This is a genomic window from Allopontixanthobacter sp. (assembly GCF_034376665.1).
In the GTDB taxonomy this organism is placed as follows: Bacteria; Pseudomonadota; Alphaproteobacteria; order Sphingomonadales; family Sphingomonadaceae; genus Allopontixanthobacter.
In genome coordinates this window covers 34,966-58,491 of the sequence record NZ_JAXMJI010000067.1, presented here as the reverse complement: position 1 = coordinate 58,491, position 23,526 = coordinate 34,966, and the positions used below count along the sequence as shown (strand labels likewise).

Below are 23,526 nucleotides of genomic sequence, written 5' to 3'. Positions count from 1 at the left end.
GACCAAGTTTGAAGGAGCAATTTCGATGTCCGGCATCGTCGTTCAGAACATCGCGCGAGCTGACTTGTCGATCATCGACGGGCTGGCCCGATGCGGGGTCGCCACCGTGCACGAGGCGCAGGGGCGCACCGGCCTGCTCGCGAGTACCATGCGTCCGATCTATCCGGGGGCCCGCATTGCCGGCAGCGCGGTGACCATCAGCGCCCCACCGGGCGACAACTGGATGGTGCACGCCGCGATCGAACAACTGAGGCAGGGAGACATTCTCGTGCTCGCGCCGACTTCCCCGTGCGAGGATGGCTATTTCGGCGACCTGCTCGCCACCAGCGCTATCGCGCACGGTTGCCGCGGTTTGGTGATCGATGCCGGTGTGCGCGACGTGCGCGATCTCACGGCGATGCAGTTCCCGGTATGGTCGAAGGCAGTGTTCGCACAAGGCACGGTGAAGAACACATTGGGCAGCGTGAATGTACCGGTGGTCTGTGCTGGCGCGGCCATTCAGCCGGGCGATGTGATCGTGGCTGATGACGACGGTGTGTGCGTGGTCCCGCGTGAAAAGGCGGAAGACGTGCTTGCAGCTGCGCAGGCCCGCGAAGCCAACGAAGCGGCAAAGCGCGACAAGCTCGCTGCCGGAATTCTCGGACTGGATATGTACGGGATGCGCGAACGGCTCGCCGCCGAAGGGTTGAAATACGTCTGATGCAGGCTTCTGCTCCCTGTATGTGGATGCGCGGCGGCACGTCGAAGGGCGGGTTTTTCCTTGCCCGCGATCTGCCCGCTGACGCGGCGGCGCGCGATGCATTCCTGCTGCGCGTAATGGGCAGCCCCGATCCGCGCCAGATTGACGGGATGGGCGGGGCCGATCCGCTGACCAGCAAGGCCGCGGTAGTGCAGAAATCGGCGCGCGAAGGCGTGGATGTCGATTATCTGTTCCTGCAGGTTTTCGTCGATCAGGCGATCGTTTCCGATGCGCAGAATTGCGGCAATATCCTGGCCGGTGTCGGTCCCTTCGCGATCGAGCGCGGATTGGTGGAGGCCACGGGCGATGAAACACGCGTGACGATCTTCATGGAAAACACCGGCCAAATCGCCATCGCCACGGTGATGACGCCGGGTGGAGCGGTGACATACGAAGGCAATACCCGGATCGATGGCGTGCCCGGCAGCCACGCCCCGATCCCGCTCGAATTCCGTGATACTGCCGGTTCGAGTTGCGGCGCGCTGCTACCCAGCGGAAATGCCGTGGACATGGTGAACGGCGTGCCCGTTACCTTGATCGACAATGGCATGCCCTGCGTCGTGATGAAGGCGGCTGATGTCGGCATTACCGGCTATGAGGACCGCGAATGGCTGGACGCCAATGCCGAACTCAAGGTAACGATCGAGGCAATTCGCCTGGCCGTGGGCGCGCGCATGAACCTGGGCGATGTGCGCGAAAAATCCGTGCCCAAGATGATGCTTGTCGCCCCGCCAAAATCTCGCGGCGCGATCTGCGTGCGCAGCTTCATTCCGCACCGCGCGCATGCCACCATCGGCGTGCTCGGCGCGGTCAGTGTGGCGACCGCCTGCCTTGTCCCCGGCTCGCCCGCAGCCGAGGTGGCGGTGATCCCGCCGGGGCCGCGCAAAATGCTGTCGGTGGAACATCCGACCGGCGAATTGGGCTGCGTGCTTGAAGTAAACGACGCGGGCGAGGTCGTCTCCGCTGCTTTGCTGCGCACCGCGCGCAAGCTGATGGACGGGATAGTATTTGCATGACCCTTCGGCAAACTCAGAGCCGATTGGATCGCATCGTCTCGTGGCACGCCAGCCCGTCACCGCCGCGCTATTGCCCGCCGCCCGGCGCGATCGACGCGCATTGCCATGTGTTCGGCCCGGTCGCGCAATTCCCTTTCAGTTCCAAGGCCAAATACCTGCCTGCCGACGCCGGACCTGAGATGCTGTTTGCGCTGCGGGATCATCTGGGTTTCGACCGCAATGTGATCGTCCAGGCGAGCTGCCACGGGACCGACAATTCTGCCATGCTGCACGCCATCGCAAGATCGGGTGGGCGGGCGCGGGGTGTGGCCATGGTCGATCCGGCGATTGCCGAAGCGGGCCTTCACGCTCTGCATGATGGCGGAGCGCGCGCGATCCGTTTCAATTTCCTCAAACGCCTGGTGGACGATGCACCCAGGGACCAGTTCCTCGAAGTGTCGAAGCGACTGCCCCAGGGTTGGCATGTAGTCATATATTTCGAAGCGGACATCCTCGAAGAATTGCGCGGCTTCATCGATGCGATACCCGTGCCGATCGTGATTGATCACATGGGCCGCCCCGATGTCACGGGCGGGCCAGCCGGGCCGGACATGCAGGCGTTTCGCGCACTGCTCGACAGCCGCGACGATATCCACTTCAAGGCTACGTGCCCGGACCGGCTGGACCCCAGGGGCGATCCGTGGAACTGCTTTGCCGCCGCAGTCGCGCCGCTGGTTGCCGATTATTCCGACCGCGTGCTGTGGGGCAGCGATTGGCCGCATCCCAACATGCAGCACGCGATCCCCGATGACGGGCATCTGGTTGACATGATCCCGCGTATCGCTCCGACCGAAGAATTGCAGCGCAAATTGCTGGTCGACAATCCCTCCCGGCTTTACTGGGCCGATTGAGCTGCCTCGCCTGCAGTCGCCGGGCGGTCATCTATCCGTGAAACCGCGATGAAGGCAAACGCCACCGGCAAGGCGAACAAGGCATAGACAATTCCGGCGCCAAATCCGGCGCTGAACAGCCAGCCCGCGATCGCAGGGCCGAATATCGCGCCCAGCCGGCCAACGCCGATCGCCCAACCTGCTCCGGTCGAGCGGACTTCGGCCGGGTAAAGACGCGGAAGCAGCGTGTAGAGGCCGATGGTGGTCCCGTGCAGGAAACAGCCCATGATGAAGGCTGCGACCCACAGCATGGCGCTGTGCATGTCAACCAGCCCAAAGAGGATCAACCCGGCCATGCAGAGCAGCATATAGACGCGCAGAGTGCGCACCTCGCGGAAGCGTACTGCAAGGATCCAGAATATCGAAGCGCCGACGACCCCGCCGATATTGACGAGTACGCTGGCGGAAATGCCCTTGGCTTCGGTCAATCCCGCATCGACGACGATTTTTGGCGTCCAGCTGAGCACGAAATAGAGGGTCATCATCACCATGACATAGGTAACGGTAATGAGCAGTGTGCGGCGCTTGTATTCGGGCGTGAGCAAAGCCAGAACCGAACCCGCTTGCTTGCCGGTGCTGACCGGGGGCGGGGGCAATTGTGCCAATTCAGCGCGGCCCAACCTGCGCCGCGCCGCGTTCGTCCGGGCCAGGCTGTTGGGCGTTTGCCGCGATGACAGGAACGCCAGCGATTCGGGCAAGGCGAACCAGACCACCGGGATCAGCAGCGCCGGCAGTAGGCCGCCGACCACGAATACGGAGCGCCAGCCGAAATCGGCGATGAGTATGGCCGAAATCATTCCGCCGACAATCGCGCCGACCGGGTAGGCGGTCTGCAGCAGGCTGACGGCGAGGGCTCGGCGCGCTTCTGGTGTGTATTCGGCAACGGTTGCGGTCAGCCCCGCGAGCATCGCCCCGATTCCGAGGCCGGAAATCACGCGCGTAGCGGCAAGCACGTAGAGGCCGTTCGACACGGACGAGGCGAGCATCCCCGCGCTGACCAGCGTCAGGCTGATCAGCACCACCGGGCGCCTGCCGATCCGGTCGGCAAGCGGCGCCAGGAACAGCGAACCGATCATCATCCCGGCAAGCCCGGAACTGAACAGCAGCCCCAGTTCCGGCGGGGTGAGATTCCAGGCCCGGGTGATTGCAGGGCCTGCGAAGGAGATCACCAGGACGTCGAACCCATCGAGCATGTTGATGAAGATGCAGATCCCAACTGCGATCATTTCCGCGCGGGTCATGCGATCTTCAGGGACAGTTGCCGCCATTGTCATGAAGTGCGCCCCATCCCCTTGGCCACTGAAAAGAAATCGAACCAGTCCGATTGCGCCCCGCCGTACCGTTTTTCGATCCGGACATCGAGCAAATAGGGCCGCTTTTCTTCGCGGATTGCGCGCGCCGCCCGTTTCAGCGCTGCAGCGAGCCCGGCGGGATCATCGATAGTTTCGCCCTCGACTCCGTACGCCTTAGCCAGTGCGACATGGTCGATATCGGGATGTCCCAGGTTCACCCCGGGATACTGTCCGGTTTCCGCGGCGCGGCGGCCATACCAGTGGAGGAAGCGCCGGTTCGACTGATATTGGCCGTTGTTGAACACCACGATACCGATGGGCACTTCGTATCGGGCAGCGGTCCATAGCGCCTGCGCCCCGAAATTGAGCGCGCCATCGCCGGTCAGGCACCAGGTTTCGCGCTGCGGATTGCCGATTTTTACGCCGATTGCCGCAGCAACGCCCCAGCCAAGGACGCCGCCGGTGGTATCGAAATTGCGCCTGCGTTGGGCCATCGGCCGGCGATGATCGATATCGAGGTAATAGCGCAGATACTGGTCCGAACTGACCACTTCGGAAACCACGCTGGCATCATCCGCCATGACCGCGTTCAATTCGCGCATCAGGCGGCTCGTGGCAATTGGCTCGTTGCCGGCTTCGCGGTCGGCGATTGCGTCCAGATCCTGACGCCGCTTAGCCGACGCATTGGCAATGGCATCCCGCCGGGCGTTCATCGCGCCGCTTGGCTTTCCGCGGCGAAGCAATTCCGCCATGACGGCGCTGGCGGTCGCGCGCATTCCGGCAACGGCGGCGATATCCACCGGGTAATTGCGCCCGACCTCGCCTTCGTTGAGGCCGGTGTGGATGGTGACGGCACCGGGCGGTATCGGCGGTGACTTTGCCTTGGCGCCATGCTTGAACATGTGCCCGCCCAGGCTCCAGAAGCAGTCGATGCGCGCAGCAATTGCCGGATCGTCACCCAGTTCGCCAAGATAGGCCGGATGCGTTGTCGGAAAGATCAGCGGCACCTTTGGCGCGGTCATCACCGCGGCGCCAATATGTTCGGCAATCGCGGAAATTTCGGCGCTGGCATCCCAGCGTATTGCCTCGTTACCGACAAACAATGCGGGAAATTGCGCAGTGGAAAGCGCATCGGCAATCCGCGCGACATGGTCATCGGGCGGGACCACGTCATAATCGATCCTGGACCGCGACCGGGGCGTGATTTGAGTAGGCGGCAATGGCTGTTCGAGGAAATCCTTGGACACGGTGACAAAAGCTGGCCCGCCCGGCGGTGCCTCGGCCAACAGGAACGCGCGGCGCATTACTTCGGGGATCGTGGCCGGGTCCATAACATCCCAGATCCACTGCGTATAATCGCGCGGCAGTTCGTGCAGATTGACCGCTTCCAGAAAGCCATCCTGCCCGCGAAAATCGCTCGACTGCCGGCCGGTCATGATTACGGCAGGCACGCGGTCACGCCAGGTATTGACCAATTGGCCCAGCGCATAGGCCGCACCGGCCACTGAATGCAGCTGGATGAACGGTGTGCGCCCGGTTGACCGCGAATAGCCATCAGCCATCGCCATGGCCGCAGATTCATGCAGGCAGGTGCAGTAATTGAGCTGCTTCCGGTCAATCAGCGCATCGAGAAAGCCGACCTCCTCCGATCCTGCCAGACCGAATACATAGTTCACATCCCATTCGATCAGGAATTCGGCCAGCGCCTCGCCCCCGGTCAACCCTTCGACAATGCGTGCCGACTGGGGCGGCGGGGCAGAGGCAATTGGAATGTCGAGCGTTTCGGCCAATGCCGATGCGCCTGCCACCGACATGCCCCCGGCAGTCATGGTGCCAATGAAAGCCCGCCTGCCGATTTTGTGGTCCAGCAGATCCTTGGAAGCTGCAAACATTATGCCTTACCGCCCTTGTTGAGATCAGTAACGCACCCGCGCTTTTAGGGCGATCGTGCGGCTTTCCTCGGTATTGGCGAACCTGCCGCCACCGCCGAACGCATTGATCGCGGTGGTCGCATCATCAAAGGACCTGGTGAACTTGTTGGTCAGATTGCGCCCGACCAGCGAGATCGACCAGCGATCGTCTGCCTCGGCCAGCGTCAGGCTGGCGTCGATCTTGTGATACGCTTCCTGCACCGAGCGGGGATCGTTGTCGACCGCCAGAACGTGGTCATCGACATAGTACCAGCGTCCCGAAGGCCGCAGCTCCAGATTTCCGCCCAGGGGAATGGTATATTCCGCATCGGCGGTGAACGTCCATTCGGGCGCTCGAGTAGTTGGCGCGCCCGAAAGGTCCTGCACCAGTTGGTTGGCGCTGTTGCGAACACACCCCTGCGCGGCAGTCTGACCGGTGAAGCAGGGCGCATTTTCGAACCTTGTGTATTGCGCATCAAGGTATGACCCGACAAGCTTCACGGTAAGCTGGTCGGTCAGATCGAAGCTGCTGTCGATCTCGACCCCCTTGGCGCGCGCCTTGCCTGCGTTGCTGATGATCTGTGCGATCACGGTCGGGTCGTTCTGCGAAACCTGCAGATCGTTGATCTGCGTGTAGAAAGCAGTCCAGTTGAACCGGATACGGCGGCCGGAAAATTCATGCTTGCCGCCGAATTCATAATTGATCGAATCTTCGGGTCCGAAGGCAAAGACCTGTTCCAGCAGTGCATCCTGGAAGCCGCTTAGCAGGTTGAAGGCGCCGCTCTTGAAGCCGGTGGCGACTGAGGCATAGAACATCGTGCGCTCGATCGGCTTCCACCGGACGCTGGCGTTCCACGATATGTCGTTGTCGCTCAGCGAGCCTTCGACATCGTGGCAGATGCGGAACCCGCCGCCGCCGCATCGCGCGCCTTCGTTATCGGTCGTGTAGATGGTGAAGTTGGTTTGCTGCACCGTGCTGTCGCGTTCCTCGTGCGTATAGCGCGCGCCGCCGGTGAGCGATATCGTGTCGGTTGCATTCCAGGTCAGTTCTCCGAACACCGAGATGCTGTCGGTATCGAGCGAGGCCAGCTGCCGGCGACGCAGTGGGCCGCCATTGGCGGGTGCATCGCGGAAGTCGGAATCCTGCACAAAGTCGATCTTGTTGGTCACGAACAAGGCACCGAAGATGTAATCGACCGGGTTGCGTCCGTTCGATACCGCCCGGAGTTCCTGCGAGAATTGTTCGTAATCCTCGACATTGTTGATGGTCCGCTGGTCAAGCGGCGACAGATCGGAATCGAACTGGTCGGAAATCGTGTATTCCTGGTATCCGGTAAGCGAGCTGACGGTGAAGGCGTCGAAATCGAAATTGAGCGTGAAACCCAACATATTCGCTTCGAGGCTGAACGGTTCGTCAATCTGCTGTCCGGCAAAGAAGTTCACATTGACGTGGCTGCCGTTGAGCGTGCAATCGTCGCCGATCGCCGCCAGCACTGCGGCTGGGTTGTTGCAGAACGAAAGCTCGCGCGCATTACCGTTGCGATCAAAATCGCTGCGTTGCCACATCAGTTCCGCCGTCACCCGATCGGAAACATCCGCCTCCACTATGATGCGGGTGGAAAGATCTTCCACCGATTGGGCAAAGCCGCCGATCGCGGTATTGCGGATGGTGCCGTCGCGGTCCTTGTAATTGACCGCCAAACGGGCGCGGACCCCTTCTGTTATCGGGCCGGACACCACCGCTTCGACTTCGTACCCTTCGCGGTCTTCGAAATCATAACTGGTGAACAGCGAAGCTTCGAGAGTATTGGTCGGCTTGTTTGGGGTGACATTGATCGCGCCGAGCGAGGTATTTTTCCCGATAATCGCGCCTTGCGGGCCGCGCAGCACTTCAACTTGCCCGACATCCATGAAAGCGGACCGGCCCAACCGGCTGCGGGAGGCAAAGAATCCGTTGAATACCTGGCCAACGGCAGGTTCGAAATGCGGGCCGGAGCCGACCGTACCAAGCCCGCGCATCACCAGAATATCGTTTGCGCCGGTCGCGTTCGAATAATGGAAATTGGGAATGGTCGCCGAAAGCGTCTGAATATCGACAAAGCCTGCAGCCTGCAGCACAGGACCCTGAAAAGCCTGGATCGATGCCGCAACGTCCTGGAGGCTTTCAGCCCGCTTGCGCGCGGTGACGATAATCTCGCCGCTTGCCGGCCCGGCTTCCGCGACTGCGTCAGCTTCCCCGGCGGCATCGGCAGTTTGTGCCTGTGCCTGAGACGACATGCCGAAAATGAAGGCAGCGGAAAGCAATAATCCCGTGCGCGCCCGATCAATCCTGGCCATTTCTTCCTCCCTGGTTCGCGCTATTTTTTGATTGGTTTGGTTTTTCCAGACTTGGCTACCAGACCCCGTTCCCCGACACGCGCATTTGACCGGAGATGATAGCATTAGGTCATAACGCGGGGGCGCGGGGAAGGGACAAAAGTTGACTTCATCAGTACTTTTGGAAAGTCAGGCATCAATGCCATTGCCGCCGCGGGATTGCTGCACAACTGTGTCCGCTTGGTCTGAAATCGGAATCATGGCGGCCCAAAGGACAGGTAATTCCATGCGGAAATATGCGGTAATCAGCACGTTGCAGGGTGCTGGCCTGATTGATGGACATAAGCCGAATCGTCCCGGTAGTTTGGCCAGGAGCCTGTCGGGTGGCGACTGATCGAATTGTCTGCATTACCGGCGCCGCGTCGGGGATCGGGGCGGCGACCTGCCGCCGGTTTCAGGCCCAAGGCACCTATGTCATTGGTCTGGACATCAATCCGGCGGGTGATTGGGCCGATGATCATATTCAGCTCGATCTGGCTGATCCGGCGTCGATCGCCCGTGCGGCCGGCCGCCTCCCGCCAGAAATCGATATTTGGTGCAATATCGCGGGCATTCCGCCGTGCGATGATGCGGAGCGGGTCCTCAGGATCAATTTCTTCGGCACCCGGCACTTGACCTTGGCTGCGCTCGGTCATCTGCGCGAAGGGGCCGCGATCATCAACGTCGCGTCAATGGCAGCGATGCGGTTCCGTAATGACCTGGAGCGAACGCGCGCGGCATTGCGCCTTGCGGACGAAATTTCGCCCGCCGAGCTTGCCGCATTTCTCGATCAGCAGGGCATCGGCGCTCTCGACAGCTATGCCTTTTCGAAACAATTGATGGTCCTGTGGAGCAAGCAGCTGCAATGCGCACTTGGTGACAGGCAAGTCCGGGTGAACAGTGTTTCGCCGGGGCCGGTGGACACGCCAATTTTGAGCACATTCGTGTCGGCCTTTGGCGACAAGGCCGCAAGCGATCTCGCCGTCACGGGCCGCGCGGCCAGCGCTGACGAGATCGCGGCTGTTCTTGCATTTCTCGCTTCTCCCGAAGCCGGTTGGGTAAGGGGGATCGATTTGCCGGTGGATGGCGGACTGGAAGCAGCCATGGTGATGCGTTCCTGGATGGCTTAGTCAGCGACGCCTTCCATCGCCGCTGCGATCGTCGCCAGAGTTGGCCTGACGCCAGGCCTGTCCAGAATGCCCAAACATGATGCGAAGACCTCAAGCGCGGTGCCGATATCGGCGCTCTCGCCGCTGTCCAGGCTGCTGCCATCGGCGAACATTGCCTGCTGTTGGCGTTCCAGCTGCAATTCGCACGCCTTGAGTGCGGCATAGGATTGTGCGAAAGTGGGATCGGTGCGGGCCAGATTGCCCGCATGGCGGCGGATGCTACGCAGCGGCTGGACAAGTTCGCATCGCCAGACTTCGCTGCGCTCCCTGGCCGTTCGGCACCCCTCGCGTGACAAGGCATCACCGTTCCCTGCGCGCCATCCGGCATAGAGCAACAGATTGACATCGACGTCATGCTGGTCCTGCAACCAGAGGCAGGCGGGCGGGACTTGCGGCTGCGCATAAACCGCCAGCGAAAAATGCCACAGCGAATTTGCCTGGCGGCTAAGGCGTTTGCCGGTCATTCAGGGGCAGACCCCTGCCAACGGAAGGAAACCCCGGCATCGATCCCGAACAGATCGAGTACCCGCCCAACGCTATGGTCGATCACCGCCTCGATACTGGTCGGCCTCGCATAGAAAGCGGGCATTGGCGGCGCCACGATCGCGCCAAGTTGGCAGGCTTCATACAGCAGTTTGCAATGCCCCAGGTGAAGGGGGGTCTCACGCGGCATGAGGACGAGGCGCCGCCGTTCCTTCAGCACAACGTCTGCCGCGCGCGACATCAGATCATCAGCGTGGCTGTTGACGATCGCCGATAGGGTTTTCATCGAGCAGGCAGCAACGATCATCCCCTCGGTATGGAATGATCCCGAGGAAAGCTTCGAGGCGACATCGCCAAATTTGTGGACCTGATCGGCCAGGGCTTCGACCTGGGCCACAGTGTAGTCGGTTTCGATGCCGATATTCATTCGCGCGGTGCGGCTGAGCACCAGATGCGTCTCGATTTCGGGGATTGCCCTCAGCACCTCGAGCAGACGAATGCCGTAGATGACGCCGCTGGCACCCGCGATGCCCACGATGATACGCTTCATGTTGCAGCCCCACGTGCCGGACCGGCGAAGCGTTGAACGAAGGTGCGTGCGGCATCCTGTGCAATCCTGCCCGGCTCCTGCGGATCGGCATCGGTGCCCGGGCCGCACAGCGCGCGGATGAAGGCGCGGTGGATCAGGCGGCCGGTGAACCATTCGGCGGCATCGCGAATATCCTCAAGGCTCGCGCCAGGCATGGCGTCATGCGCCAGCAGAAAGTCAACCACTCCCCGCTGTGCCAGCGCCGGTCCGTGTTCGTGGTATATCTCGCCGATTTCGGGGAAGCGATGCGCTTCGCCAATCACCATCCGCGCCAAGGCAATGTGATCGTCGGACAGAACAATGGTCTGAAGCTTCATGCCGAGATCAACCAGGCAGTCCTCCAGATCCCCGCCTGGCGGATCGTAGTCTTCTGTTGCGGCTTTCAGCTGTGCCAGAACGTGATCTACGACCGCACCGAACAGCTTCTCCTTGTTCCCGAAGTAGCTGTAAATCGTCGATTTGGAGCCGCCGACACGGGCGACGAGAGCATTGGTCGTGGCGGAGCCATAACCTTCATCAAGGAAAAGGCGGGTGGCCTCTTGCAATATCAGGAGACGCCGGGCGCGCGCAACGCGCATCAGCGGTTCTGCGGCAACGTCCCCGGGGCTTTCGAGAGGTATTTGCAGCGCGGAATTGTTCATGGAGGAATTGAATCCTGTTGCCAGCTTCGTAAGTGTACCGTACAGTACGGTACATATCAGCTTATGGCAAGCTGTCAGATGCAGGATCGGAGAGGTTGGACGATATGGGACATGGATTGAGGGATTTTCTTACTCGGCAGGAAGCGGCCGGTGATGTCCTGCGAATCAAGCCGGAGATTGACACAATTTCGGAAATGGGGGCGGTCATTGCCCGGTCCGACTACGAAAAAATCGGCAAGGGCCTGCTGTTCGAAAATCCCAAGGACTTCGATATTCCGGTCTTCGCCAATACTATCGGTTCGACCTATCGCCGGATTGCCGAAAGCTTCGGCGTTGACGAAGCGCGGGCCGTGCCGGGCGCTGCCGAACGGATGCGCAGCGCCATGATGAACCCGGTCGCGCCCATCCATGTCGGCCGCGAGGATGCACCCTGTCAGGAAGTGGTGCTGACAGGGGATGACATCGACCTTGGTATCCTCCCGATCTTGCGGCTGAACCCTCAAGACGGCACCAAATCGCGCGATTTCAAGGATGGGCGCTTCATCTGCGCAGTTGCTTGTTCCAAACCGGCTGAAGGCGCGCACAACCTTTCCTACCACCGCTTCGAGATTACCGAGCGTGATGGCGGATCGGTATGGATCTTTCGCGGCACTGGCGATGCAAAATCGATGGAGGAAAGCTGGGGCGCGAAGATCGATGATCCATCCTCGAGCTGGGACAAGGACAAGGCCAAACCCTTCCCCATGGCCTTCGTCATCGGTGTCGGCCCGGAAATGGTCCTGGCCGCAGCCAATTCGGCCCTGCCGTACAAGAATGATGACTTCGCCTTCATTGGCGGCCTGACGAACGAACCGGTCAGGCTGACACGCTGTGCCACTATCGATGTCGATGTGCCGGCAGACGCTGAAATCATAATCGAAGGCGTGTTCATGCCTTTCGACTGGACGATTCAGGGGCGGTTTGCTTCCTTCAACGGTTTTTACGACGAACCGCGCCGCCGGCCCGTGTTCAAGGTGACTGCGATCACCATGCGCAAGAAGCCGATCTACCAGCATATCCACATCGGGCGGCCGCTCAACGAAACCAACAATATCGCGGCGTTCTTCCGATCGGTGAAGGTCTATCAGGATCTGGTGCAGGTCCTGCCCAATGTGGTGGACGTGTTTGTCGATCCGTCAGCGGGCTGCGGGTTTACCGCGCATGTCTCGATCGACAAGAAGCGCGTTGGCGAACCGCGCATGGCCATGATGCGCGCCTACACCGCGCTTCAGGGCTTCTGCAAACATGTGTTCGTCTATGACAAGGACATTGACATTCGCAATCCGCACGAACGCGATTGGGCGCTGGCGCACCGCTTCATGGCCGACCGTGATCTGTTGGTGGTTCCCGATGTGCTGGGCAATATCCTTGATCCGCTGGCGCAGGGCGACGCGGGGGCAACGGCCAAATTGGGTGTGCACGATGGCCACAACGCCATTCCCAAGGGCGTGCGGACTTTCATGGGTGTGGATTGCACCCTGCCACTCGGGCTCAAGATCATGGAAAGGGTACTGCCCGACCCCGAAGTGGAAGCCCGCGTCGATGCGCTTTGGCCGCAGATTGTAAACGCCGGCTGAGCGTAAGGTGTTGCCGGTGCTCTAAGCGGGTAATGCGCTTTGAGCACCGGCATCCTTGGATTTTTACAAAGCTGCCGGGATGCTGACGCATTTCATACCGGACATGCTCGAGCGCGGCACGGGAAATGACAAAACCCGATGAGCCAGGCCCACCGGGTTTTGCATTTTCGCTTCAGAACTTGAAGCCTACAGTCACCCCGTATTGCTGCGGTGCCCGATAGGTCACAAATTCCTGGCCGCCGCCGCCGGGTTCATCGATGAAACCCACGCCGCGCAGCAGATTGCCCTCCTGAACGGTGTCGAACAGATTGGTGACGAACAGCTGAGCGTTGTAACGCTCGTTCTCGCTGGTCCACATCAAACGCAGATTCACATTGGTGTAACTGGAGGTACGGTCCGCGGGCCGGTTGAAGGGCGTAAAGAAGGCCGAGTCCTGATAGCTGACGTCTGAGCGCAGCTTGAGGTCGCCCTTTCCGCCGCCCAGAGGACCGCCGACCGTTGCCCCCAAGGCAAAGGTGAATTCTGGCGCCCGGCTCAATTCGTTGCCGGAAAGATCGACCAGGGTGGTACCGTTCACACTGAAAAACAGTTCGTCATAGGCGGTGTTGAGGTAGCTGAAAGATCCGTCGATTGTTACGTAATCACTGGGTGCCGCGACCCATTCAGCCTCGAATCCATAGGCATGCGCCTGTCCGGCGTTGGCCGCCTCCGGCCCGGCGAATCCAAAGACCTGGAATTGCAGATCATTATATTCGTTGTAGAAGCCGGCCAGGTTCACCTGAAGGAGGCGGTCGAACAATTGCGACTTGATGCCCATTTCATAGCTGTCGACGAATTCCGGCTCGAAGGTCCGGTTGGCCGATGCGGATTGCTGGTTGATCCCTCCGCTCTTGTAGCCGCGCGCCGCGGTTGCGTAGAACAGGATATCGTCCGCCGCCTTCCAGTCGAGCGTCACACGGCCGGTGGGTTCGGTCGATTTGATACTGGATGGCAGCATGACGATCACTGGCGGGAAATTGGGGTTGACCGCACGTAGCGTAATGTCGTTCACCCCGTTTCGGGTATCGCGGGTGATCCGGCCACCTGCAGTCAGCGACAGCGTATCGGTAAAGCGCCAGGTGAACTGGCCGAATGCGGCATAGCTTTCGGTTTCTACGGTTCCGCCCAAGTCCACTCCGAAGTTGAGGTTGGGGAACATGGCAACCGTGGCATCGAATTGCGGCCCGAGAAAACGCGATGAACGGAAGGCGTCTTCGTTGAAATAATAAAGGCCGACAATCCAGTCGAAATTGCCGCCACCGTTGGAGAGAATCTGCAATTCCTGTGAGAATTGCGAGGCGTCTTCAACCAGGTTGAGTTCGGCGATATCGACCGGGGAGGAATCCGAATCCTGACGGCTGAAGAAGCTGCTTTCGCCATAGGCAGTCACCGATTTGATCGAGAAATTCTCGAAATCCCAGGTCATCGTACCCGACAGCAGCAAGATGTCATTATCGACCAGTTCGGGGGTGTTCTTGGATTCGACAAAGGGGCGCAGATCGTTGACATTGCTGCCGAATGCACCGGCACCGAAACCGGGAATGCTGGTCCCGGCAGCGGGGAAGGGTTCGCGCACTTCAGGCTGGCTGCCGCTGCCGCCCACCTTTACATAATTGGCCGACAGCAAGATGTTGAGATTGGCCGCCAGATCGATATCGAGGTGCCCGCGCAGGCCCCAATTGTCGATCCCGTTGGCGCGTGTTCCGCCGGGAAATGTATTGCGGGTGAAGCCGTCGCGGTCATCCTTGAAGCCGGTGATGCGCGCTCGTACCGTATCGCCCAGCGGCACGTTGATCATTGCCCGCTCGCGGAACCAGTCATAATTGCCCGCGGTCATTTCGAACGAGCCTTCGAACTCGTCGGACGGCTTCTTGGTGATGACATTGACCGAACCGCCGGTGGCGTTACGGCCATAGAGTGTGCCCTGCGGCCCGCGCAGCACTTCGGTCCGCTCGGTATCGAAAGCGCTGAACAGCGTCGCCACCGGGCGGCCAATATAAACACCGTCGAGGTGCAGGGCGACGCCAGGGTCGCCCGCAGCAGTGGTATTCTCGTAGGAAATACCGCGCAGCGCAACGAATGCGACAGGCCCGAAATTGCCAAACTGCATACCTGGAACAAGCTGGGTCAGATCGCTGATCTCGTCGAAGCCGGTTTCGGCCAACTTGGCTTCATCAAAGGCGCTGATGGCAATCGGAACGTCTTGCAAGCGTTCGGATCGCTTCTGTGCGGTCACTACGATTTCGCCAACGCCGCGCGGGGCCTCCGCTGCGCCCACCTCGCCTTGTTCCTGAGCGAGTGCGACCGACGGCACAGTCAGCATGGTTGTTATCAAGGCGAGCAGCCTCGTCGTTTTTCCGGTTTTCATTGCTTTACCCTCTCCTGTTTTTCCCGCGTCATTTGCGCGCGGTTATCTTTCGGAATAAATTGGCGACCCTGGATTGAAGTCGGACCAGACGTACCAGAATATCTTGTTGTAATGCGGTACCGGCTCGAGCTGCTTGCCGAACAATTCCCCAGCAGTAGCTGTTCCGGTGATTGACCAGGTTGAGCCGGTCTCCGTGTCCCGCAAATTGCCTTCACCCGTGAATTCCAGGGTAAGGGTGCGGCCATCAACGCGCCGGTCGTAAACCTGCACGAAATCGCCGCCTGACTTCGAGACCAATGCAATCGGCACGCCATCTACCGCGTCGTTGATTACGCGGAAGTCGCGGTCTGCAAACAGCGACGCCGGATAGGTCATGCTGTTGTCACCGATTTTCACACCCATGACATTGCTCTTCATCCCCAGCCGATCGTCGAGATCGTTTTGCAACGGATAAACGATGACCGGGCTCTTGGGATCGATCACATCGGCGCGGGCCAGCATCTTCAGATAGAAGACGTCGCGCCAGGAAATTTCTCGAAACCAGATCTTGCTATCGGGATAGAGCCTTGCCCAGGTGGCGAGGCTCATCGAGACAGTGGGGAGCGTGTCCAGCGGCATCGATTTGTCGAGCGAGCGGTTGTGCATCTGGATGACCGAGCACTGCGTGTTCTTGTCGTAGAACACCATGTTGTTGGCGAGCGCCGCAGTGATGGTAATGTCGGGCTGATTGAAGCGGTCATTCATCGCAAAGGCCATCGAGCTATGCGCCAGGATGCAGTGCGTCATGATGAAGGGGTTTTCGCCCTCGGGCTGATAGACGACATGCGGACGGCGCGATAGACGCGCGATATAGGCCCAGGGCCGGCCCGCGCCATCGATTACGCCGACGACCTCTTCTTCGCCGCCAAAGCGCTTCAGCGCCTGCGCAGTGTCGAGGTAGCGGGGCTCTCGCACCGGCTGGAACATCAGCTTGGTGTGCATGAAAAAGCCCCAGACGAGCACCGCGCCATAGAGCACCACCGAAACCACGAACGCCGCCGAATAATAGTGCGAGGGCCCCGCCTGGATCGCCAGGAACAGCGTGTAAAGCGCCAGCGCGAGAGACAATATCCCTACCCAGAAGGCGTTGCCATAGATGTAGCGCGCGCCTCCTTCGCTTACTGCCAGCTTGTTGGTCAGCATCAGGAAAACCAGCGTTCCGGGCAAGATCGCGGCTGCCAGAAGCAGCACCGAGGCGATCGCCATCCAGTCAGTTAGAAGCATTGTGTCGTAACTCCCTCTTTATGTCTTTTCAGGCGAGCCGGATGCGCGTCTTGAGTGCGGTCCGGCACAGCGCGTGCAGAAAGCAGGTCTGCTCGCCCATTTTCAGCAGCTGGCGCGCGAAATCCGCGTCTTCGCTGCTGGCAATGCTGACGGTGGTTCGCGGAGCGCTGGCATCACCTGCATGGCCGGTGTCGCCAGTCGCCCCGCCTTGCGAAAAATCGATGTCCTGCACGATTGCGTAGCGTTCAAGATCGCGGCGGGTGATCTTCGCATAGCGGCCAAGCTGGGTCATGAAGCAGAAGCCGATCCCGGCCGCGACATAGGCAGAGGCGCCTGGCGCGCGCTGACCGTCAGGGTCCGAAAGGAACCGGAACATCGTCCCCTGGGGGTTGAACATGCTTTGCTGGATTTCCTTAAGTCCATCCCCGCGCAGCGTGCACACCGCGCGGACATGCAGCCGCCGGTCCTGCGTTTCGGCGAGGCTCGATCCGGGCCCGGAATCCGCCTCGCCCGTGCGCGGCGTTGGGCCGCCGCGTTCCAGCAGTGCTTCCCACGCCCCGGGGGCTGGGCACAGCTGTTCAAACCGGGCGTCGCTGTCGGGCTCGACTGCGTCGTCCTGACCGCCAACTTCACCTTGCGCGATGCGTTCTCCATTGTGGATCAGCGCAAAGGATCCGCTCCGCGAGGTCGAAACCAGCCCGTGCATGGGCGATGCGCCCGTTGCGCCAAGCAGCAGAGACATCGCTTCGGAGCGATTGCCCGCGAGCGCCGGACATTCGGCAGTCAATACCGGATGATCGGCCCCCGCAACCATCGTGCCGCGCAGCGCAGAGCCCTGCATGGTGTAATAATTGTCCAGCGTCAGGCGGATACCCTTCGTATCAATTCCGCGCATTGCAGCCAGGGCCAGCAACTCATCCATGTAGGAGGCAACCATACCAGTGGAAAGGAAGGCAAGCGGCGGAGGTGCCTCGTCATACCCGTCGAGATAATCACCCTCGTCGCTCACCAGCCGCCACGATCGGCTGCTGGCAGAGGAGCTGACGACAGCTTCCTTCTGCATCATGCTGAGCGAGCGGACAGTCGCCCTGACCGTGTGCCCCCAGCCAGCGCCGGGCGCGGGTAAAGGCTCCCCGGCCACATCATCGACGGCGAAAAATCGCGGCAGGGGCGAAGTGCCAAGGAGGTTGGCGGTTGTCACAGCTTTACGCAGACATTCGTCTGATCGGTGTAGAAATCGAGGCTGGCATAGCCGCCTTCCTTGCCGATGCCCGAAAGCCCGACGCCGCCGAACGGCGTTCTGAGGTCGCGGATCAGCCAGCCGTTGACCCACACCACGCCGCTGCGCATCCGCCCGGCCACGCGCAGCGCGCGCGAAGTGTTGCCCGACCAGACGACCGAAACGAGCCCGTAATCCGAACCAGTCGCCAGGGCCACCGCCTCGTCCTCATCGTCGAAGGGGGCGACATGGCATACCGGCCCGAACACTTCCTCCGTCACGAAGCGCGAGGTTTCGGGAATGTCGGTGACGATGGTCGGCTGCACGAACGCGCCTTCATCGCGGGCATCGCCGAACTGCGGTACGCCGCCGCCGGTGACGATCGTTCCATCCTGCCGGGCGATCTCTAGAAAGGAGAGCACCCGGTTGCGGTGCTTGCGCGAAATCAGCGGGCCCATCTGGACACCGGCATCGTCGGGCGCACCGATCACCAGCTTTTCCGCTTCTGCCTTGAGCCCGGCAACGAACTCATCGAACCGCGAACGGTGGACATAGACCCGTTCGGTACACAGGCACACCTGGCCGCAATTGTAGAATGCGGCGCGGGCCGTGCCGGCAATGGCCGCGGCAAGGTCCGCATCCTCGAACACGATTGCGGGATTCTTGCCTCCCAGTTCAAGCGAAACTGGCCGAACCATGGCGGCGGCCGAGCGCATGACATGCGCGCCTGTGCTGGTTTCACCGGTGAAGGAGATCCGGTTGACGCTGGGATGCGAGGTGAGGAAGGCGCCGGCGGAATCGACGCCGAAACCGTTGACGAGGTTGAACGCCCCGGCGGGAAGCCCGGCCTGGTCGAAAACCTCGGCCATGATCGAGGCGGTTGAAGGCGCTTCTTCCGAAGGCTTGGCAACCACGCCGTTGCCCACCGCCAGCGCGGGCGCGATCTTGAACGCCAGCAGCACCATCGGCATGTTCCACGGCGCGATCGCGGCAACCACGCCGGCCGGGCGGCGCAGCTGGTAATTGACCGCCATTATACCGGGAGCCTCGGTCTGCCAGGATTGCCCTGGATAGCTGCCTGCCAGACCCGCAAACAGCCGGAATGTATCGGCGGTGCGCGGTACATCGAACTCGCGCGCGGCGGCGCGCGGTCTGCCCGTATCGGCGAGTTCGGCCTCGACGAAATCGTCAAAACGCGCTTCGATCAGTCCGGCAACCTTGCCCAGCATTGCGCTTCGCTCGCGCTGGGACATCGCGCCCCATGCACCATCGCTCGCCGCGCGTGCAGCCATAACAGCATCGTTGACATCATCGGCACTGGCTTCATGAACCAGCGCTACGCTGCGTCCATCGACCGGGGACAGCTTCTCAAAAGTCGAGGAGGACTCCCGAAACGCTCCGCCGATATAATTGCGCGCGATCAATGGCTGCGTGATGTCCATATCCTCTCCGAATGTCGGCGTCCCCGTTATTATGCGTCGCGGCAATGCGACCAGGGTTTCATTCAATCATTGACCTAAACCGGACCGACCCGCGTGAGAATGGACAAAACTCGACTAAAACTGTACTTTTCAAAAGTTCGAGCAGTCAGAATGTGCCGGCGAAATGCACGAAAGGATTGGTTCCATGCAGGAAGAATCTATTCATCGGTTTGATATCTATGAAGAACTTATCGAGATTCCGCTCGATCCAATCCATTGCGAGTCGATCGTTCAGAGAAGCGCACTGCACAATTGGACAATCAAGCCGCATCAGCATCAGGAACTGCTGCACATCTTCTACTTTGCTGCAGGCAGCGGCCAGGTGCAGCTCGACATGGTTTCGCACCAATTGGTGATGCCTTGTGTCATGATCGTCCCGGCGCAGACCGTGCACAGCTTTACATTCGGTACCGACATCGATGGCCATGTGGTAACCTTGCACGGCCGCACGCTCGATGAAAGTCTGGGGGCGACCGTTGAAGTAATAGACGCGCTGTCAAAGCCGCGGATCATTTCTGCCGCCAAATCCGCTGCACATAAATTGATCGGCGATCTTTTCGATCAGCTGGTGGGGGAATTTTCCGGAATTTCACCAGTGCGCCAGGTGGCATTGCGGGCGTACTTCTCGCTCATCCTGGTATGGATTACCCGGGAGCTTGCAACCGAAATCGGCCGGCGCCCAACCAATTCGCTACGACAGGACCGGCGGGCGGCTGAGTTCACGGCGCTGGTGGAAAAGCATTTTCGCGAAGGTGCAACGCTGGAGTTCTACGCCGCGCGGCTCAGCATCACGCCAACGCAGCTCAATAACATTTCTCGCGCTGCATTGGGGCGCACCGCCAAGAAAGTGGTTCACGACCGCATCTATCTCGAAGCGCGGCGCAACCTTGTGTACACCATGCTGACGGTCAAGGAGATCGCCGGTCTGGTGGGCTTTGCCGACCCCGCCTATTTCGCGCGCTTTTTCTCCCGCCATGCCGGTATGGCACCAAGTGAATTTCGCCGGCTGAGCCTGCTCGGCGGCACACCATAGGTTGTTTGGCCAAGGCAGGCACGGGAAGCTTATGGTCTGATTGTTATAGCCGCGCGCATCCCAGAACGATTCCCGTCTGCACGTTCTGCCGATCGACTACGTCCATTCAATGATTGGTTGGTTAGCCAACATCAAGACGGACGTTGTTCCGACGCGCAGCCTTGGAACGGATGGCAGCACCCGGGTATCGGATTTCACTCGAATGTGACCGAAAGCGAACGCTTGCTGTTGAATTCGGTAGAATAGGCCCCGCCATCCGGCCGAAAATCATAGGCGCCATAGGGGGTAATCAGCGCCGCGCTGGCCAGACCGCGGTGGGCATTGAGACCGATTATCCTGATTGAGTCCGTATCCCGCTGAGGCGCGTTGTTGAACCATTCGGCAAGAGGGCCTGCGATGGAAATCGTGCCGACACATATCCCTTCGTCCAGCACGAAGTGCGCTGTGCCGACCAATGATACGCCATTAGAGGTGCCGGCATAGCGGGTCGCTTCGAGGGGGCAGGGATTGGAATCCTGGGGGGCAAGCGGCTTGTGGAAAGGGGCGGCGAGCATGATCGCGGTCTGTTCAATGTTCGAGACCCAAGGGGCGTTCGAAAGCACACTGGCGGCGACCTTGCTGTCGGGATACAGCATAAGGACGCTGCGGGCGCCCAACGTAACGCCGGCATGATGGACGATGCGCTCTCCATCGATGTCGGTTCCGCCGCGTAAGCCGAATCCTACGGGAAAGCCGCCTTCTTCGACAGAACTGCCGTCGGACAGCCGCGCCGGTTGCTGCATCCATGCAAAGCTGGCGTCCGAAATGACGGCTCCGGAAAGAATCCGGCCCCCAAACTCTGCAAGGTCGCTCGCGTTGGAGCCGAGCCCGGCGCCGCCCCAACTGTAGCTGTAATCATGCGGTGGTGCGACGGCGAGTTCACCCTCTATGTAGGTATAGGCTGTGGAGGCATCGGTGTGCGAGGTGTCCGTAATGTCCGGCCCGATATGCAAACCCGGAACGATCGCCGCAGCAAGATAGTCCAGATAGGGCTGGCCAGCAGCCTTTTCGACCACCGCGCTCAGAAGTGTGTAGCCATAGGAGGAATAATTGTACCCGGTGCCCGGCGTGAACAGCAGGTCGCGGCCGCTGAATACGCTCACGGATTTTTCCATGTTTTCGAATTTGATGCCGCCGCGCCCGCTGTCGATTTCCTGATAGTGCGGAATGCCAGAGGTATGTGATGCGAGCTGTCGGCTTGTTATGGGCGGCCAATCATTGTCCAGATGATCGACGATTTCCTGAACAGGCCGGTTGACATCGAGGAGACCTTGCTCGCGCAGCCGTGCTGCGGCGACAACAGCGAATATCTTCGAAACGCTGGCGAGCCGGAACACCGTTCCCGCCTCCACCGGCAGTCGCTGTTCGGCGTTACGGAACCCGGCCTCCCCTGCCCAGAGGATGGCTCCATCCTTCCACACCGCGGCTGCCATGCCCGGTACGCCGTTCACCTCCACCAGCGCTGCGAGCATCCGGTCGGCAATCTGGGCAGGGCCAACGGTCGGCCTTACCAACTCGGTTTCGCCCTGCCTTTGCGGAGCGCCCGCTGCCGCTGGCTGGGATAGCGCCATGGCAATAACGGCAGAAAAGGCCGCAAACGGCAAGCTCGGCCGAAAGGCGGCTGGGTGCGGGGCAGTCGATACGAGTTTCATGACAGAATATTTCCAGTTCTGTTGGACAGGCAGACGAGCCTAGGATTGGCTGCGCGGTGGGACGTCTGGTTCCGCAAGGACTATCCCCGCACTCGACCCGGGCATTGCGTTTACCCTGGCAGAGGAATGTGTCGACGAGCTTTCGGGCAATGACCGGCAGCGTCGGTGAACGACAGGGACAGGGGGAAGAAACAGGGCTATGGCCAGATGATGAGGATCATACTCAGCGTCTTGGCCATCCTGCTTCTGGTTGGGGCTGGCCCACACCCGGTTTCTTCGGGACCGGTCCGCCTATGCGCGGAGCCACCGGCTTCGCAATGCGGGCCGGTCAAGCTGGAGGATATCTCCATCGAACAAGCCGAGGTCACAATCCAGCGCAAGGTCGAGGTGAGTGAGCAGGCTTTGCCGCTCGCGCGCCCGCTGATGGTACGGATTGTTGCCCTGGCCAGTTCGGAAGTCCGCTGGAACGGCGTTCTTCTGGGCCGTAACGGCGTTCCGGCAGCGACGGCCGCGCGGGAGAAGGCCGGCCGGTTCGTGGCGACATTTCCTGTGCCTTCGCATCTCGTGCGGCCCGGATCCAATGTGGTATCCGCGCGTATTTCAGCCCATCATGCCTGGCTGCCGGTGAAGCCTGCGGTCCGCGTTTTCCACGTAGGACCGTTTCAGAACCAGCAGCTTCGAGACCTGTGGGCATATCTTCCCACGCTCCTCATTCTGGGCGTGCTAGCCGCGGCAGGCATGTACTTCCTCGCCGCAGCGATCAGCGACCGGCGTGACAGAGGATCCCTGTTGCTCGCACTGATAGGTGGTTCTGCTGTGCTGCAGCTTGTCCTCCAGGTAAGCCCAGCCTTTATTGCCTATTCATATCCGCAATACATGGTGCGTATGGTGGCGATTCCCGGGCTGGCCTCGGTGACCGCCGTACTTGCGGCAGGTTATGCGGCCCGCCGGTTCGCCCAGGGTTGGCAAGGCTTTGTCTCTCTGGGTGTTGCAGCCGCCGCAGTAATCAGCATCGTCTTCATGCCTTGGTATGGCTTCAAGGCTCTAGGTGCCATCCTGGCCGGCGCGGCAGGACTAAGCGTCTGCGCGTGGTACGCGCTCGATCGAGAGCCGCGCGCGGCCCAGACCGGCCTGGCGACAGGGTTGATCGTGATCGCCCTAGCAATCTGGCAGGGCACCAGCTTTCTCGAACGGAGCTATTTCGCCCTACTGGCGGTGCTGCTCATGATTGTGACCATCGAGCAAATTGCGGGCTTGCGGAGCATTAGTCTCGAGCGGGACGCAGAAGCGAAACGAGCGGCGGTACTCGAAGAGCGGCTTGGTAGGGCGCAACGCGAAAATGAACCCATTGCGATTCTGCGAACTGGCTCCCGGACACACCGCGTCGCGGAGGGCGACATTCTCTATGTCCAGGCAGCCGACGACTATTGCGACGTGGTGCTTGCCAGTGGCGGCCGGCTTCTGGTTACGATGAACCTCGCCCGTCTGCTTGAGTCTATGTCACCGCAGTTCCTGCGCGTGCACAAGAGTTATGCCGTCAATCGTGAACATGTGACCGGAACCAGACCCCGCCCCGGTGGCGGCCGCATTCTGGTCCTCGGTGACAAGACGGAAGTGCCAATCGGACGCACATATGGCGCTGCGATTGCTGCATGTATCGGATAGACCGGTGCCGACAGGGCCATCCTGATCA

Annotated in this window: 18 protein-coding genes; 7 read left to right on the top strand and 11 right to left on the bottom strand. The window is 60.7% G+C overall.

What is annotated here, in order from left to right:
* The first annotated feature begins 25 nt into the window (after positions 1 to 25).
* Genes ligK through U0988_RS07255 form a run of 3 tightly spaced genes read left to right on the top strand, consistent with a single transcriptional unit; the run spans position 26 to position 2,645 of the window.
* A complete protein-coding gene (ligK, locus tag U0988_RS07265) occupies positions 26 to 700 on the top strand; it encodes a 4-carboxy-4-hydroxy-2-oxoadipate aldolase/oxaloacetate decarboxylase (RefSeq protein ID WP_322291957.1) in 675 nt (224 codons plus the stop codon).
* Positions 700 to 1,755, top strand: coding sequence for a 4-oxalomesaconate tautomerase (locus tag U0988_RS07260; RefSeq protein WP_322291956.1), 1,056 nt, complete (start codon positions 700 to 702; stop codon positions 1,753 to 1,755). Before ligK ends, U0988_RS07260 begins: the two co-directional genes overlap by 1 nt.
* Entirely contained in the window at positions 1,752 to 2,645 is an 894-nt protein-coding gene (locus U0988_RS07255; protein WP_322291955.1) for an amidohydrolase family protein, read from the top strand. Before U0988_RS07260 ends, U0988_RS07255 begins: the two co-directional genes overlap by 4 nt.
* Here the strand turns inward: U0988_RS07255 and U0988_RS07250 are convergent.
* The 3 genes from U0988_RS07250 to U0988_RS07240 are packed head-to-tail and all read right to left on the bottom strand — an operon-like array spanning position 2,630 to position 8,223.
* A complete protein-coding gene (locus tag U0988_RS07250; protein ID WP_322291954.1) occupies positions 2,630 to 3,952 on the bottom strand; it encodes an MFS transporter in 1,323 nt (440 codons plus the stop codon). The genes U0988_RS07255 and U0988_RS07250 overlap by 16 nt on opposite strands.
* A 2-nt stretch (positions 3,953 to 3,954) precedes the next feature.
* Positions 3,955 to 5,868 carry a thiamine pyrophosphate-binding protein gene (locus tag U0988_RS07245; RefSeq protein ID WP_322291953.1) on the bottom strand — a complete coding sequence of 638 codons (1,914 nt, stop codon included), beginning with the start codon at positions 5,866 to 5,868 and terminating at the stop codon, positions 3,955 to 3,957.
* 24 nt (positions 5,869 to 5,892) lie between these two features.
* Positions 5,893 to 8,223 (bottom strand): TonB-dependent receptor, encoded by a 2,331-nt coding sequence (locus U0988_RS07240; protein WP_322291952.1) that lies wholly within the window; start codon positions 8,221 to 8,223, stop codon positions 5,893 to 5,895.
* A gap of 362 nt (positions 8,224 to 8,585) precedes the next feature.
* Between U0988_RS07240 and U0988_RS07235 the strand changes: the two genes are divergently transcribed.
* Entirely contained in the window at positions 8,586 to 9,371 is a 786-nt protein-coding gene (locus tag U0988_RS07235; RefSeq protein WP_322291951.1) for a coniferyl-alcohol dehydrogenase, read from the top strand.
* On the opposite strand, the gene U0988_RS07230 is transcribed toward U0988_RS07235, so the two are convergent.
* Genes U0988_RS07230 through U0988_RS07220 form a run of 3 tightly spaced genes read right to left on the bottom strand, consistent with a single transcriptional unit; the run spans position 9,368 to position 11,123 of the window.
* Positions 9,368 to 9,874 (bottom strand): TIGR02444 family protein, encoded by a 507-nt coding sequence (locus U0988_RS07230; protein WP_322291950.1) that lies wholly within the window; start codon positions 9,872 to 9,874, stop codon positions 9,368 to 9,370. The genes U0988_RS07235 and U0988_RS07230 overlap by 4 nt on opposite strands.
* On the bottom strand, positions 9,871 to 10,443 hold the full coding sequence (locus U0988_RS07225) for a UbiX family flavin prenyltransferase (protein WP_322291949.1): 573 nt from the start codon (positions 10,441 to 10,443) through the stop codon (positions 9,871 to 9,873). Before U0988_RS07225 ends, U0988_RS07230 begins: the two co-directional genes overlap by 4 nt.
* Positions 10,440 to 11,123 (bottom strand): TetR/AcrR family transcriptional regulator, encoded by a 684-nt coding sequence (locus U0988_RS07220; RefSeq protein WP_322291948.1) that lies wholly within the window; start codon positions 11,121 to 11,123, stop codon positions 10,440 to 10,442. The genes U0988_RS07225 and U0988_RS07220 overlap by 4 nt, the downstream gene beginning before the upstream one ends.
* A 104-nt stretch (positions 11,124 to 11,227) precedes the next feature.
* Between U0988_RS07220 and U0988_RS07215 the strand changes: the two genes are divergently transcribed.
* Positions 11,228 to 12,739, top strand: a complete 1,512-nt coding sequence (locus U0988_RS07215; protein WP_322292018.1) for a UbiD family decarboxylase — start codon at positions 11,228 to 11,230, stop codon at positions 12,737 to 12,739.
* Positions 12,740 to 12,911: 172 nt separating this feature from the next.
* Here the strand turns inward: U0988_RS07215 and U0988_RS07210 are convergent, their stop codons facing one another.
* The 4 genes from U0988_RS07210 to U0988_RS07195 are packed head-to-tail and all read right to left on the bottom strand — an operon-like array spanning position 12,912 to position 19,070.
* A complete protein-coding gene (locus U0988_RS07210; protein ID WP_322291947.1) occupies positions 12,912 to 15,146 on the bottom strand; it encodes a TonB-dependent receptor in 2,235 nt (744 codons plus the stop codon).
* A gap of 42 nt (positions 15,147 to 15,188) precedes the next feature.
* Positions 15,189 to 16,409 (bottom strand): DUF3179 domain-containing (seleno)protein, encoded by a 1,221-nt coding sequence (locus U0988_RS07205; RefSeq protein ID WP_322291946.1) that lies wholly within the window; start codon positions 16,407 to 16,409, stop codon positions 15,189 to 15,191.
* 28 nt (positions 16,410 to 16,437) lie between these two features.
* Positions 16,438 to 17,610, bottom strand: coding sequence for an OsmC family protein (locus tag U0988_RS07200; RefSeq protein WP_322291945.1), 1,173 nt, complete (start codon positions 17,608 to 17,610; stop codon positions 16,438 to 16,440).
* Positions 17,607 to 19,070 (bottom strand): 2-hydroxymuconic semialdehyde dehydrogenase, encoded by a 1,464-nt coding sequence (locus tag U0988_RS07195; RefSeq protein WP_322291944.1) that lies wholly within the window; start codon positions 19,068 to 19,070, stop codon positions 17,607 to 17,609. Before U0988_RS07195 ends, U0988_RS07200 begins: the two co-directional genes overlap by 4 nt.
* 184 nt (positions 19,071 to 19,254) lie before the next feature.
* Between U0988_RS07195 and U0988_RS07190 the strand changes: the two genes are divergently transcribed.
* On the top strand, positions 19,255 to 20,142 hold the full coding sequence (locus U0988_RS07190) for a helix-turn-helix domain-containing protein (RefSeq protein ID WP_322291943.1): 888 nt from the start codon (positions 19,255 to 19,257) through the stop codon (positions 20,140 to 20,142).
* A 194-nt stretch (positions 20,143 to 20,336) separates the two neighbouring features.
* Here the strand turns inward: U0988_RS07190 and U0988_RS07185 are convergent, their stop codons facing one another.
* The gene (locus U0988_RS07185) at positions 20,337 to 21,752 is read right to left on the bottom strand and encodes a serine hydrolase domain-containing protein (protein WP_322291942.1); all 1,416 of its coding nucleotides are present in this window, start codon (positions 21,750 to 21,752) and stop codon (positions 20,337 to 20,339) included.
* A gap of 246 nt (positions 21,753 to 21,998) precedes the next feature.
* Here U0988_RS07185 and U0988_RS07180 point away from each other — a divergent pair, with 246 nt between their 5' ends.
* Positions 21,999 to 23,498, top strand: a complete 1,500-nt coding sequence (locus U0988_RS07180) for a LytTR family DNA-binding domain-containing protein (RefSeq protein WP_322291941.1) — start codon at positions 21,999 to 22,001, stop codon at positions 23,496 to 23,498.
* Positions 23,499 to 23,526 lie beyond the last annotated feature (28 nt).

Bases quoted from the DNA above. Each gene is read 5' to 3' on its own strand.
- ligK (WP_322291957.1), top strand. From the start codon at position 26: ATGTCCGGCATCGTCGTTCAGAACATCGCGCGAGCTGACTTGTCGATC.
- U0988_RS07260 (WP_322291956.1), top strand. From the start codon at position 700: ATGCAGGCTTCTGCTCCCTGTATGTGGATGCGCGGCGGCACGTCGAAG.
- U0988_RS07255 (WP_322291955.1), top strand. From the start codon at position 1,752: ATGACCCTTCGGCAAACTCAGAGCCGATTGGATCGCATCGTCTCGTGG.
- U0988_RS07250 (WP_322291954.1), bottom strand. From the start codon at position 3,952: ATGGCGGCAACTGTCCCTGAAGATCGCATGACCCGCGCGGAAATGATC.
- U0988_RS07245 (WP_322291953.1), bottom strand. From the start codon at position 5,868: ATGTTTGCAGCTTCCAAGGATCTGCTGGACCACAAAATCGGCAGGCGG.
- U0988_RS07240 (WP_322291952.1), bottom strand. From the start codon at position 8,223: ATGGCCAGGATTGATCGGGCGCGCACGGGATTATTGCTTTCCGCTGCC.
- U0988_RS07230 (WP_322291950.1), bottom strand. From the start codon at position 9,874: ATGACCGGCAAACGCCTTAGCCGCCAGGCAAATTCGCTGTGGCATTTT.
- U0988_RS07225 (WP_322291949.1), bottom strand. From the start codon at position 10,443: ATGAAGCGTATCATCGTGGGCATCGCGGGTGCCAGCGGCGTCATCTAC.
- U0988_RS07220 (WP_322291948.1), bottom strand. From the start codon at position 11,123: ATGAACAATTCCGCGCTGCAAATACCTCTCGAAAGCCCCGGGGACGTT.
- U0988_RS07215 (WP_322292018.1), top strand. From the start codon at position 11,228: ATGGGACATGGATTGAGGGATTTTCTTACTCGGCAGGAAGCGGCCGGT.
- U0988_RS07210 (WP_322291947.1), bottom strand. From the start codon at position 15,146: ATGAAAACCGGAAAAACGACGAGGCTGCTCGCCTTGATAACAACCATG.
- U0988_RS07205 (WP_322291946.1), bottom strand. From the start codon at position 16,409: ATGCTTCTAACTGACTGGATGGCGATCGCCTCGGTGCTGCTTCTGGCA.
- U0988_RS07195 (WP_322291944.1), bottom strand. From the start codon at position 19,070: ATGGACATCACGCAGCCATTGATCGCGCGCAATTATATCGGCGGAGCG.
- U0988_RS07190 (WP_322291943.1), top strand. From the start codon at position 19,255: ATGCAGGAAGAATCTATTCATCGGTTTGATATCTATGAAGAACTTATC.
- U0988_RS07185 (WP_322291942.1), bottom strand. From the start codon at position 21,752: ATGGCGCTATCCCAGCCAGCGGCAGCGGGCGCTCCGCAAAGGCAGGGC.